The organism is Microbacterium aquimaris, assembly GCF_039531285.1.
Taxonomy (GTDB): domain Bacteria; phylum Actinomycetota; class Actinomycetes; order Actinomycetales; family Microbacteriaceae; genus Microbacterium; species Microbacterium aquimaris.
Window position 1 is genome coordinate 743,396 of record NZ_BAAAPT010000001.1, and the last position, 12,134, is coordinate 755,529.

A 12,134-nucleotide genomic window follows, 5' to 3' on the forward strand; every position below is an offset into this window, starting at 1 on the left:
GCTCGACGCACGGGCACCAGCCCACCCGTGCACGAATTCAGGCTGGCGCTCGGGTCAAGCCCCCTATGCCGGCCGGAACCGCGCACCCGAACGGAACCAACCTGAGTTCGTGCGCGGGCTCGGGGCGGCCGCGCCCGGGTCAGGGGCGGCGCGTGCCCTGCTTCACGACGACCAGCCGGTACGGAGAGCCGTCGGCCGACCACCAGCGGTGCGCGACACCACCTGCGTAATACGCGGAGTCGCCGACGTGCATGGTCCGCACCTCGCCGTCCAGGTCGAGGAACACCGCACCCTCGACGACGTAGACGAACTCGTCTTCGGGATGCTGGAACGCCTCCCCGGGTTCGGTGGCGGCGGCGCTGATCTCGAGCGGGTGCAGCGGACGGGATGCCGCGGCGAGCAGTCGCGCGGTGCCCGAGGCGAAGCCATCCGGCACCGTCGTGCCGGATGGCTCATCGCGGCGCTGGATCTCCACGGCGGGGAGGTCGTGGGCGGGCTCGTCGGCGGCGGCGACCAGTTCGATCGGACTCGTCTGCAACGCCACCGCGATCCGGCGCAGGGATCCCAGGCTCGGCTGCGCGAGTCCCCGCTCGAGTTGGCTGAGGAACGGGTGCGAGAGCCCCGTGGCCTCCGCGACCTGCACGAGGGTCAGTCCGTGCGCTTTGCGCAGGTGGCGGATGTGGGCCCCCAGGCGGCGTCCGGACTCGTCGACGTCCGCGCCGGCCGTGCGCCCGCCGACGGCGGGACCGGCGGGGAGCGTGGCGCTGGTCACGGCTCGGCCTCAGACGGGAAGCGCGACGCCGGCGGCGGCGGCGTAGTCGCGCACGTCCTGCACGAACGCCTCGCGGCGGCGTGCGGTCAGCCACGAGGCCTCGAACGAGTTGATCGCCAACTGCACCAGATCGGTCGCCGTGAGGCCGGCCTGCTCGGCGAGCGCCACGTAGTTGTCACCTACGTATCCGCCGAAGTAGGCGGGGTCGTCGGAGTTGACCATGACACGGGCGCCCTTGCGCAGCAACGAGACGATCTCCTCGCTTTTCATCTGGTCGGTGACGAACGAGTTCGACACGGGGCAGGTGGTGAAGCCGATGCCCTTCGCGATGGCGGCGTCGACGAGCGCGGGGTCTTCGACGATGTTCGTGCCGTGATCGATGCGATCGACCTGGATGTCTTCGAGCACCGTGCGGATGTTGTCGATCGATCCGACCTGGTCGATGTCGCAGTGCATCGTCAGGAAGAACCCCTCCGCGCGGGCGCGCGCGAACACGGCGGCGAACTTCTCCGGCGGGTTTCCCCGCTCGTCGGAGTCGAGCCCGACCCCGACGATCCAGGCCTTGTAGGGCAGCGCTTCCATCAGGGTGGCCATCGCATACTCGGCGGAGAAGTCACGCAGGAAGCACAGGATGAGTTCGGCCGAGATGCCCAGCTCGTCCTGCGCCCGGACAGCCGCGCGGCGGTACCCGGTGATGACCTCGGCGAAGGGCACCCCCCGGCTGGTGTGCGCCTGCGGGTCGAAGAACATCTCGACGTGCACGACCCCCTGCGCCTTCGCGCGCTGGAGGTACTCCCAGGCGAGGTCGTGGAAGTCGTCCGCGGTCTGGAGCACCTGCATGGCCGGGTAGTAGACGGCGAGGAAGCTCGTGAGGTCGGTGAAGTCGTAGCTGGCCTTCACGTCGTCGACGGTCTTCTGGTCGAGCTCGATGCCGTTCTTCGCCGCGAGGGCGAACTTCAACTCCGGTTCGAGAGTGCCTTCGAGGTGCAGGTGCAGTTCCGCCTTCGGGAGCCCGTGGGCGAAGGCGGTGAGGTCGGTGGTGCTCAAGCGATCAGACGCCCTTCTGAGGGTGCATGCCCATACGGGCCAAGACGACGTCCTCGACGATCTGGACGACGTTGTAGAGGATAAGCGACACCGCGGTGACCGCGACGACGGAGGTCCACAACGCACTGAACTGCGCCTGCGGCACGTACCCGGCGATCGATCCGCCGATGCCGCCTCCGACGGCGAGCCACTCCGCCAGCAGCGCACCGGTGATCGCGCCCGGCACCGAGATGCGCACGGCCGCGAAGAATGCCGGCAGCGAGGTGGGCATCGCGACCTTCTGCAGCTTCGTCCAGGCCCCGCCGCCGTAGACGTCGACGAGGTCGTTCATCTGGGGGGATGCGGAGCGCAACCCGAAGGAGATGTTCACCAGGGCGGGGAACAGCACGACGATGCCGCCGATGACGGCGAGGGTCCAGAAGTCGCGCCCGAAGATGAGGATGATGACCGGCGCCATGGCGACCAGGGGCACGGAGCGCAGCAGCATCGCGACAGGCATGAGCGCGTGTTCGATGCCCTTGTTCAGCTGGAAGACGGTGGCCCCGAGGGTAGCCACGACGAGGCCGGCGATGAAACCGATCGCGGCGTCGCCGAGCGTGACCATGAGGTTGCCGAAGATCATCTCGCGGTTGGCCTCGGCGGCGGGTACCTCGAAGAGGAAGTTCCACACGTCGATGGGTCCCTTGGCGATCAGCGGGGAGATCTGGAAGATCCACAGCACGCCGACCCAGATCACCAGTACGGCCACGATCGTGCCGAGGAAGGTGGCCAGGCCCCACAGGAACGCCTTCAGCGCACCGGTCGCGGCTTGCTTGCGCATCGTGCTCTGCAGCTGCGCCGAGGTGTCGGGCTGTGCGGGGGGCTCCTGCGTGGGCGCGACCGGGGGGCTACTGACGGAGGTCATGACGCACTTCCCTTCGACCAGGGCGCGGCGACGCGCGCGATGATGCCGACGATGCCGAACCCGGCGAGCGAGACCGCCCCGGAGGCGAGGGCCAACGCCCACACCAGCGGCGCGTCGGATGCCTGCTGGGCCAGGACCATCGCGAGGCCGACACCGACCTCGATCTTGCCGAAGAACTCTCCCAGGACAGCACCGAGGAATGCGGCGGGCACAGCGATCTTGAGGGCGTTCAGGATCGCCGGCAGCGCGGCGACCAGGCGCACCTTGAAAAGCTGGGTGAACTTCGACCCGCCGTAGACGGTGATGAGGTCCAGGCTCGTCTTGTCGGCCGACTTCAGGCCGAGCAGGGCGCCGACGACGGTCGTGAAGAAGCACGACAGCGCGGCGAGGAGGATCGCGGTGCCGGAGGGTTCTCCCACGGCGGGCGGCGGGATCAGGACGACCGCGAGCATGCCGATCGCGACGATCGGAACGCAGTAGGTGAGGATCGCGACCTGCATCGCGACTCCTTCCAGCCGCGGCACGATGAGCACGACACCCGACAGCAGCAGCGCCAGCCCGTTGCCCCACAGGTACCCGATCCCCGCCTCGGCGAGCGTGACGGCGAAGTTGCGGGCGAAGTAGTCCCACCCGGCGGCGATGTAGGCGCCGATCACCTCGGGAGGGCTCGGGATGGGGTGGGCCCCCGTGGAGCTGACCCACACGGCCGAGATGATCCACCAGAAGGCGATGAGGCCGACGCCGCCGATCGTGCCGATCAGCCACGGCGGCAGCTGCACGTCCTCCCACTCGATCGTGCGGGACTTCGAGGTGGCCTCAGTGGTCATCGGCCGCCGCGCCTCCCTCGCCGAACAGGAGCTCGGAGGCCTGATCGACATAGGCGTGGAACTCGGGGCTGCGCATCATCTCGGGAAGGCGCGGACGCGGCAGGTCGATGGTCATGACCTCCTTCACGCGGCCGGGGCGCGGGCTCATGACCGCGACCTGGTCGGAGAGGAAGATGGCCTCGGAGATGCCGTGGGTCACCAGCAGGGTGGTGGCCGGCTTCTCGGTCCAGATGCGCAGCAGCTCGAGGTTGAGCTTCTGCCGGGTCATGTCGTCGAGAGCACCGAACGGCTCGTCGAACAGCAGCACTTCGGGGCGCATGATGAGCGAGCGGGCGATCGACACACGCTGACGCATTCCGCCGGACAGCTGCGCGGGCTTGGCCTTCTCGAAGCCCTTCAGGCCTACGAGCGAGATCATCTCGTCGACGTAGGCCTTGTCGACCGACTGGCCGGCGATCTCGAAGGGCAACCGGATGTTCGACAGCACGCTGCGCCAGGGCAGCAGCGCCGAATCCTGGAAGGCGATGCCGAGTTTGTTCTCCTTGCGCAGCTCCTTGGGGCTCTTGCCGTCGACGCGGGTGGTCCCGCTGGTCGGCTGCTCGAGCCCGGCGAGGATGCGCAGGATGGTGGACTTGCCGCATCCCGACGGCCCGAGCAGCGACAGGAACGTGCCCTGGTCGGTGTGGAGGTTGGCGTCCTGGAGGGCGACCACCTGCTTGCGGCCGCTCGAGAAGACTTTGTTCAGGTCGGTGATCTGCAGGCCGGTGCCCAGGGTCGTCCCCTGGGCACCGGTCTGGGCGACGGGAATCGTCACAGTGGAACTCTCAATCAGCCCATGAAGTCGAGCAGCTCGGGGTTCTCTTCGTAGACCTCGGCCAGGAGCGAGAGGTCGAAGAGGTCCGAAGCGGCCAGCTCGATGCCGGCGCCGGCGAGGCTCTCGATGGTGGCGGCCTGGAGGTCGTCACTGATCGTGAAGAGTCCGTTCGCCTCGACTTCGTCGGTCACCACGAGGTCGTTCTGTGCGATCGAGCCGGCGGTCGAGGTCTCCGGGTCCAGGCCCAGGTCGGCGCCGTACTCCTCGTAGGCCAGGCGTGCGCCCTCCTCGGGGTCGTTGACCTGGTCGGTCCACCCCATGATCTCGGCCTTCAGGAACGCCTTGATGGTCTCGGGGTTGCTCGAGATCATCTCGTCGGTCGTCGTGAGGGTCTCGGCGACGAACGGCAGGCCGTTGTCGGCGAAGGGCAGGTTGACCGTGTCGTAGCCCTCGTGCTCGATGATGATCGACTCGTTGGTCAGGTAGGCCATGAAGCCGTCGACCTCACCGTTGGTCAGCGGAGCCGGGTCGTACTGGACGGGGACGATCTCGAGGTCGTCGGAGGTCATGCCGTTCGCGGCCAGGAAGGCGTTGAACAGCGCGGTGTTCGAGTCCTGCACACCGATCTTCTTGCCGGCGAGGTCGTCGACCGTGGCGATGTTGCCGCCGTCGGCCAGCGACAGAATCGTGAAGGGGTTCTTCTGGTAGGTGGCGCCCACGATCTTCAGCGGCGCGCCTTCCGAGGCGACGACCGAACCGATCGAGACCGCGTCGCTCATCGCGACGTCGGCGGTGCCGGAGATGAGCTCGGTGGCGCCGGTCGAGGGACCGGGGACCAGGGTGACCGAGTCGAATCCGGCGTCGGTGTAGTAGCCGTTGCTGTCGGCGAAGAACTCGCCGGCGAACTCCTCGTTCTTGATCCAGCTGAGCTGCACGGTGAGATCGGTGATCATCTCTTCGGCAGCGGTGTCGTCGGTGTCGGCGGCGGGCTCGGAGTCCGACGAGCCGGAGCAGGCGGTCAGGGCGAGTGCCGACACGGCGATGCCGGCCAGTGCCGCGGAGATGCGGCCCCGTCGGGAAGAAAGGAAGGTCATGTGTGTGCTGTCCTCTGATGCGGGTGGTGCCTCGGGTAACGGAGTGGTGAATCAGGACGGATCCCGTTCCACGTGCGATGGACGCTACGGGATGTAGATTTCACGAACACTGGCCGCGGTGTTTCGGGGTCGTTACACCCTGCGATGAGTCCACCCCGAGCTCGCCGGGGTCGGAGCGGTGCGGAGCGAGCGAAGACGACGGCGGCTACGAGTGATCCCGCCGATCTCCCCATCCGTCTCAGCGCGGGTGGCCGAGCTCGGCGGCGATCTGCGGAAGCTGCGCGTGCACGCGCACGGTCGCCTCGGCCGACATCCGGTTCGTCGACAGGCCGTGCTCGGACACCAGCCGCCCGCCGACGTAGACGCGACTGAGGTTGCGCAGGCTCATCGACAGCACGTACGAGCGCACCGGATGCCACAGCGGACCGACATCGGGTCGGCGCGGATCCACGACGACGAAGTCGGCGAACTTGCCCACCTCGAGGCTTCCCACACGGTCGTCGACCCCCATGATCTCGGCGCTTCCCAGCGTGTGCAGACGCAGCACGGTCTCCGGCATCATCGACAGCGGATCCTTCGTGCGCGCCCGCTGCATCGTCATCCCCATGCGCATGTTCTGCCACGGGTCCGACACGTCGGTGCAGGCCTGATCATCCAGGCCCATCCCGACCTTCATGCCCCGCTCGAGCATTTCCGGGACCAGCGCGACACCCGACGCGAGGCGTCCGTTCGAGGCCGGCTGCCACGACATGGACGCGCCCCCCTCTGCGGCCTGCTCGATGATCTCCGGGGTGGTCTGGATGAAGTGGCCGAACATCATGTCGGGACCGAGCGCGCCCGCGTCCCGGTACATCGTGAACTTCGCCTGCTGCAGCGGCACGGCCTCCGGGGACTCCAGGAAGTGCGCCTGGTTGGTCACCCCCAGCCGCCGCATCGCCTGGACTTCGATCTCCGCGGCATCCTCACGCGGCGACCACTGCACCTGGCCCATGATCGAGGCGCCCAGCGCGAAGTCGGGGTCGAGGGAGCGGGTGTGGGCGACGCTCTGGGCGAACCGGTCGTGGACCTCGTCGTCGGATCCGACGGTCGCATCCATCGCGATGGAATCCACGAAGCGGATGCCCGCATCCAGGCATGCATCCGCCTGACGCGTGTGGTACTCCAGTTCGCGCAGCGGGGCGTCACCGACCCGCTTCCCCTCGACCATCCGCTCCCAGGACTGCAGCGGATCGGTGAAGTTGTAGGCGGTCGTGACGCCGTTGCCGAGGAAGTCGAGCGCGCCGTGCAGGGTGGACCAGTAGATGTCGTCCGCGCTCGCGCCGGCGGTCATCCCGAGCATCGAGTCGCACCATCCGTAGAGGGTCTCGGTGACGCCGAGCCCGCGCAGTCCGCTCGTGAACAGGTGACTGTGCGATGACACGAAGCCCGGCGCGACGAAGCTCCCGTCGACGTCGACGACTTCATCGGCGGTCATGCCCGACGGCGGCTCGCCCGCGCCGAGCCCGGCGATGCGCCCGTCTTCGACGAGCATCCACCCGCCGTCGATGAAGCCGGGGTCGTCGGTGCCGGCGGGAACCGTGATGAGGCGGGCATTGGTGAGGAGCAGACGTGTCATGGGAGTCCCGTCGTGGCGATGCGTGTCCCGATCTCTGCGGTTTCAGGCCGTGTGGAGGACCGGAATCGGGACATGGTGGGCAAGGGGTGGGGGGATCAGGTGGTGCGGGCGTGGGAGAGGTTCAGCACGGCTTCGGCCAGAGCGCGGATGCCGTGGGCGACATCGCCGGTCGAGACGGACTCGGCCGGGTGGTGGCTGATGCCGTCGGGATTGCGGAGGAAGAGCATGCCGATGTCGGTGATGCCCCCCATGGCCATCCCGTCGTGGCCGGCCCGACTGAAGATCGTGGCGGGATCCTCGGCCGTGGCCGTCGTGGTCCCGATGCCCTCCCGGATGACATCCTGCAGCAGCGGCGCGCACGCGACCGCGGCGGCACTGTGGATCTCGCGCGCGCGCCACCGCAGGCCACGGCGCCCCATGATCTCGTCGAGCTCGCCCGAAAGGGAGTGCCACACGCGATCACGCTCGCCGTCGAACTCGCCGCGTAGGTCGAGCGAGAACTGCACTTCGCCCGGAACGATGTTCACCCCGCCCGGAAAGGCCTCGAAGCGGCCGACCGTGCCGATGATGTGATGCTCGGCGCGGCAGATCCGCTCGACGGCGAGCGCGCCTTCGCTGGCTCCGAGCAGCGCGTCGCGGCGCATGTCGTAGGGCGTTCCGCCGGCGTGACGCGCCTCACCCTCGACGGTCAAGAGGAACCGGCGCGCACTGGCGATCGACGACACCACCGCGAGCGACTCACCGCGACGGTCGAGTTCGGGTCCCTGCTCGATGTGCGCCTCGAGGTAGCCGATGAGCTCATCCGGACGCCGAGCGGCCTCGCCCACGCGTCCCGGGTCGAGCCCGAATTCGAGGAACGCCTGACGCAGGGTCGTCCCGTCGGCGTCGGTGAGCTTCCACCATTCGTCCTTCCAGGTGCCGGCCACCGCCGAGGAGCCCAGCAGGGCCGTACCGAAACGGGTGCCCTCCTCGTCCCAGAAGGCGATGATCTCCAGAGCGAACCCGAGCGCCGAGCGCCACTGATCGTCGGTGCGCACCCGAAGCAGCCGGACGACCTCCATCGCCATGAGCACGCCGAGCATCCCGTCGAAACGGCCGGCGTCGGGGACGGTGTCCAGATGCGACCCGAGCATCAGCGCCGGTTCGTCACCACCGGTCGCGCCGCGCGGGTCGGAACCGAGGCGGCCGATCTGATTGCCCGCGGCGTCCTGCCGCGTCGACATGCCGATCTCGCGCATCCACTCCGCCACGAGGCGGTTGACCCGCGCGTGCTCGGGCGAAAGGTAGACCCTCTCGATACCGCCGTCCATCGACGTCTCCCGGGCGAGTTCGTCGCAGCGACCCATCACCCGTCGCGCCGACGCGGCGATCGCGTCGGGCGAGATGTGAAGCAGCGACGCCGTCATGTCAACGCCTCGGCGGCCGCGTCGACCCCGCCGCCCACCGGCACGCGGGCGCCGAAGCGTCGCAGCACGTGCTCCAGCGCCGCGAGGGTGCTGAACACCGCATCCGGCCGCGCGTTGTACCCCATGGTGCCGATACGCCAGACCCGGCCGTGGAGCGGACCGAACGACGTGCCGATCTCGATTCCGAAGTCCGTCAGCATCGCCTGACGTGCCGCATCGCCGGCGACCCCGTCGGGGATCTCGACGGCGACGACGTTCGTCATCTTGTGGGCGACGTCGCCGAACACGTCCAGGCCCAGTCCGCGCACCCCGGCGAGCATCGCGTCGCCGATGCGGCGGTGACGCTCGATCACCGCGTTTCGACCTTCGAGCAGGAGCACGCGGGCGCACTCCCGTGCCCCGTAGAGCATCGAGGTCGCCTCGGTGTGGTGGTTCAGGCGCCGCGGGCCCCAGTAGTCGAGGACCATCCCGAGGTCGAAGTAGTTCGACCGCACGAAGTCGTCGGCGCTCGCGTCGCCCTCCTCACGGATACCCGCCTCGATGCGGCTCCTCGACCGCACGACCTCCACCGCGCGGTCGCTGAGGGTCAGCGGCGCCGAACCCGACGGCCCGCCCAGGCACTTCTGCAGACCCGCGGTCGCGGCGTCCAGACCCCATGCGTCCGCTTCGAAGTCGTTGCCGCCGAGCGAGGCGGTGGCGTCGGTGTAGAACAGCACGCCGTGACGTCGGCAGATCTCTCCGATCTCCTCCAGCGGTTGGCACATGGTCGTCGACGTGTCGCCCTGGACCAGCGCCAGGAGCGTCGGCTTGACCCGCGTGATCGCCTCTTCGATCGCCGAGGGCGTGAACACCTGCCCCCACTCGACCTCGATGGTGTGCACGTCGGCCAGGGCGCGTTCGGCGATCTCGGCCAGGAGGTGTCCGAAGCGCCCGAACACCGGAACGAGCACCTTCTCCCCCGGCCGCACGAGGGAGGTGATCGCCGCCTCGATCCCGGCGCGCGAGGTGCCGTCGATGAGCACGGTGGCGTCGTTGGCGGTGGCGAACACGTCGCGATACAGCGATTGCGTCTCGTTCATCGTCGCCGTCATGAACGGGTCGTATTGGCCCACCAGCGGCGCCGACATGGCGCGTAGCACGCTCGGGTACGCGGAGATGGGGCCGGGGCCCATGAGCAGGCGGGCGGGCGGATCGATCGGGGCGGGGAAAGTCATGGTGTCTCTGATCGGTCGTGCGGGATGCGGGGTGTCGGTCGCGGGTCGGATGCGGTTCACACGGTGCGGGTGACGGTCGCGGCGAGGCGTTGGGCCAGCCTCACCAGCGCGAGGTCGGTGCCGGCCGGTGAGACCAGGCACACCCCGACCGGCGCGGGCCCGTCGGGGGTCGCGACCGTGAGGAGGGGCACCGAGACGGAGGGCAGGCCGGCCACGGCCGCCGGTGTGGTCATGCGCAGACTCGCCAGGCGGGTCGCATCGACATCGGCGGGTTCGGCCGTCCGCGAGGGCGCGGGACCGGGAGCGGTCGGCATCAGCAGGACGCCCAGGTCGACGATGTCGGCCAAGGACTGCGCGATCTTCTTCACCGCGGCACGAGCCGCCTTCTCCTGGTCGGCGGTCACCTGTGAGGCGACGCGGAAGCGCTCCGCGACGGCCGGTCCGACCGCACCGGGATGCTCCCGCAGCCAGTCGCCGTTGTTGCGCCACGCCTCCGCACCCTGGACCGCGCGGAACGGAACGGCGTAGTCATCGAGGTCGCCGATCGCCACGCTGTCGACTTCAGGAGGCTCGTCGGCGGCGGCCAGCAGGGTGAGCATCCGCTCGAAGGCGGCGCGGGTCTCCGGTTCGACCACGGCGAGCGCCTCGCGGGGCACGAGGAAGCGCCACGGCAGGTCTTCGGCCGAGGGACCGTACACGCTCTCGGTCGACTCCGATCCGTCGTAGCTCAGGCACCAGTCCGCGACCCGTCGCAGAGTGTCGCCGTCGCGTGTCAGCCAGGCGACGGTGTCGAACGACTGCGCGAGCGGCAGCAGGCCCTGGCGGGGCACGAAGTCATGGGTCGTCCGCAGGCCCCACAGGCCCTGGTACGAGGCCGGTACGCGCACCGAACCCGCCGTGTCGGTGGCCAGACCGATGTCGGCATGACCGAGCGATACAGCCGTGGCCGGACCGCTGGAGGACCCCCCGGGCAGCGCCCACGGGGCGGCGGGATTCGGCGGCGTGCCGTAGTGGACGTTGTCGCCGGCGATCGAATAGGCGAACTCGTCCGTGCGGGCGATGCCGCGCAGCGAGGCGCCGGCACGAAGCAGGTCACCCACGGCCGGGGCGGTGCGCGGCTCGGGTCGTGCGCCGTCGAGGAAGGTCGGGTTGCCGGCGCCGATCCGGTAGCCCTTGATCGCGAAGACGTCTTTCACCGCCACGGTCAACCCCTTCAGCGGCCCCTCCCAGGCGCCTTGATAGAGCGGATCGCCCGCGGTACGCCAGACGGATCCGTCGAACGCGCCGCCCACTGCGTCGAACCCGGTGGTCGCGGAGTGGCTCGCGGCCAATTCAGCGGGGCCGTCGAAGTCGGCTTCGCGGATGCGCGCGTGCACGCCGCACACGATGTCGACGACCTGGGAGATGTCGAAGTCGACGGCGGCGGACAGGTAGGCGTACGCGAGATGCTCGTCCATGCCGTAGCGGGCATGCAGTAGCGAGAGGGACGCCCGTACGCACCGGCGCATCGCCTCGCCGAGGTCCTCGTGCATCCCCGTCGGGACCAGATACTCCTGCGTCTTCACCAGCGGGCCGTCCAGCTCCCCGAAGCGTTCCCGCGCCTCGGCCGCGGGGATCACATCGAAGCGCAGGGTCGCCCGCAGCGAGGCTTCCAGCGCCGTCAACGCGACCTCCCCGTCGCCCTGGGCGAAGTGCGGGTCGCCGACATAGGCGAGTGCGCCCGAGACCTGCACCGGCAGATAGAGCGTCGCACCGACGGTGAGCAGCTTGATGTCGATGTTGCCGCCGTGACTGCCCGGCGGAACCGAGTGCGGTCGCTGATCGCCGCTGACGGCCAGTCCCATCGTGCCGAGGAACGGGTCCAGGGGATACTCCACCTCGCGCTGGACCCCGGCGGTGCCCTCCACGCTGTCGTGCAGCGGGAGCGCGCCGTAGAGACGCCCGGCCCGTTCGTGGACGGGGGAGAAAACGCTCACGGTGTGTTCGCCGCGCGGCAGTTCGCCGACGAGCGCACCCTTGCCATGCCGGTTCGAGATGACGCCGTAGGGCACGCGCGGATCGAGACGTTCGACGGTGATCGCGAGCAGATCGCCGGGTTCGGCCCCCTCGACGCGGATGGGCCCGGTCACGACGTGCGGTCCATCCTGCGCCGGGTCCCGCGCGAGCTCCGACGCGATCTGGATCGCATCATCGAGCACGTCCGCCGGTCCGACACCGTGCCGCGCGAAGAAGGCGCGGGGGTCCTTGCCCTGATCTTCCAGGATGCCCTCGTGGCTGACGGTGTCGATCGTGACCGTCTCGCCCGGCACGATCTGCAGCACCTCGGCGTCGGCCTCGCAGGGCAGGCGCCCCCAGGTGACGGTGTCCAGGCGCGCAGGCAGATAGTGGTCACCGGGGATCTCGCCGCGGCCGGGCTGCAGGATCTCGAACGCCTTCGTCAT

10 protein-coding genes are annotated in these 12,134 nt (G+C 69.2%); all 10 read right to left on the bottom strand.

The features are described from left to right. Positions 1-139: 139 nt before the first annotated feature. The 10 genes from ABD204_RS03490 to ABD204_RS14080 all read right to left on the bottom strand — a co-directional run bounded on the left by ABD204_RS03490 (position 140) and on the right by ABD204_RS14080 (position 12,134). Positions 140-772 (bottom strand): helix-turn-helix domain-containing protein, encoded by a 633-nt coding sequence (locus ABD204_RS03490; RefSeq protein ID WP_194423295.1) that lies wholly within the window; start codon positions 770-772, stop codon positions 140-142. A 9-nt stretch (positions 773-781) separates the two neighbouring features. Next, the gene (add, locus tag ABD204_RS03495; protein WP_194423296.1) at positions 782-1,819 is read right to left on the bottom strand and encodes an adenosine deaminase; all 1,038 of its coding nucleotides are present in this window, start codon (positions 1,817-1,819) and stop codon (positions 782-784) included. A 4-nt stretch (positions 1,820-1,823) separates the two neighbouring features. After that, on the bottom strand, positions 1,824-2,723 hold the full coding sequence (locus tag ABD204_RS03500) for an ABC transporter permease (protein WP_194423297.1): 900 nt from the start codon (positions 2,721-2,723) through the stop codon (positions 1,824-1,826). After that, positions 2,720-3,550, bottom strand: a complete 831-nt coding sequence (locus tag ABD204_RS03505) for an ABC transporter permease (protein WP_194423298.1) — start codon at positions 3,548-3,550, stop codon at positions 2,720-2,722. Before ABD204_RS03505 ends, ABD204_RS03500 begins: the two co-directional genes overlap by 4 nt. Then, positions 3,540-4,358: an ABC transporter ATP-binding protein gene (locus tag ABD204_RS03510; RefSeq protein WP_194424217.1), complete on the bottom strand. Its 819-nt coding sequence runs from the start codon at positions 4,356-4,358 to the stop codon at positions 3,540-3,542. Before ABD204_RS03510 ends, ABD204_RS03505 begins: the two co-directional genes overlap by 11 nt. A 20-nt stretch (positions 4,359-4,378) precedes the next feature. Then, entirely contained in the window at positions 4,379-5,458 is a 1,080-nt protein-coding gene (locus tag ABD204_RS03515; RefSeq protein WP_194423299.1) for an ABC transporter substrate-binding protein, read from the bottom strand. Positions 5,459-5,696: 238 nt separating this feature from the next. Then, positions 5,697-7,073, bottom strand: coding sequence for an amidohydrolase family protein (locus ABD204_RS03520; protein ID WP_194423300.1), 1,377 nt, complete (start codon positions 7,071-7,073; stop codon positions 5,697-5,699). Between the two features lie 95 nt (positions 7,074-7,168). Beyond that, complete coding sequence (locus tag ABD204_RS03525) at positions 7,169-8,479, bottom strand: allantoate amidohydrolase (protein ID WP_194423301.1); 1,311 nt, start codon at positions 8,477-8,479, stop codon at positions 7,169-7,171. Next, positions 8,476-9,693 (bottom strand): pyridoxal-phosphate-dependent aminotransferase family protein, encoded by a 1,218-nt coding sequence (locus tag ABD204_RS03530; RefSeq protein WP_241747767.1) that lies wholly within the window; start codon positions 9,691-9,693, stop codon positions 8,476-8,478. The genes ABD204_RS03525 and ABD204_RS03530 overlap by 4 nt, the downstream gene beginning before the upstream one ends. Positions 9,694-9,749: 56 nt before the next feature. Next, positions 9,750-12,134: an amidase family protein gene (locus ABD204_RS14080; protein WP_409263973.1), complete on the bottom strand. Its 2,385-nt coding sequence runs from the start codon at positions 12,132-12,134 to the stop codon at positions 9,750-9,752.

Coding starts and splice junctions, on each gene's coding strand:
- ABD204_RS14080 (WP_409263973.1), bottom strand. CDS start 12,134: ATGACGAAGGCGTTCGAGATCCTGCAGCCCGGCCGCGGCGAGATCCCC.
- ABD204_RS03525 (WP_194423301.1), bottom strand. CDS start 8,479: ATGACGGCGTCGCTGCTTCACATCTCGCCCGACGCGATCGCCGCGTCG.
- ABD204_RS03500 (WP_194423297.1), bottom strand. CDS start 2,723: ATGACCTCCGTCAGTAGCCCCCCGGTCGCGCCCACGCAGGAGCCCCCC.
- ABD204_RS03530 (WP_241747767.1), bottom strand. CDS start 9,693: ATGACTTTCCCCGCCCCGATCGATCCGCCCGCCCGCCTGCTCATGGGC.
- ABD204_RS03505 (WP_194423298.1), bottom strand. CDS start 3,550: ATGACCACTGAGGCCACCTCGAAGTCCCGCACGATCGAGTGGGAGGAC.
- ABD204_RS03520 (WP_194423300.1), bottom strand. CDS start 7,073: ATGACACGTCTGCTCCTCACCAATGCCCGCCTCATCACGGTTCCCGCC.
- ABD204_RS03515 (WP_194423299.1), bottom strand. CDS start 5,458: ATGACCTTCCTTTCTTCCCGACGGGGCCGCATCTCCGCGGCACTGGCC.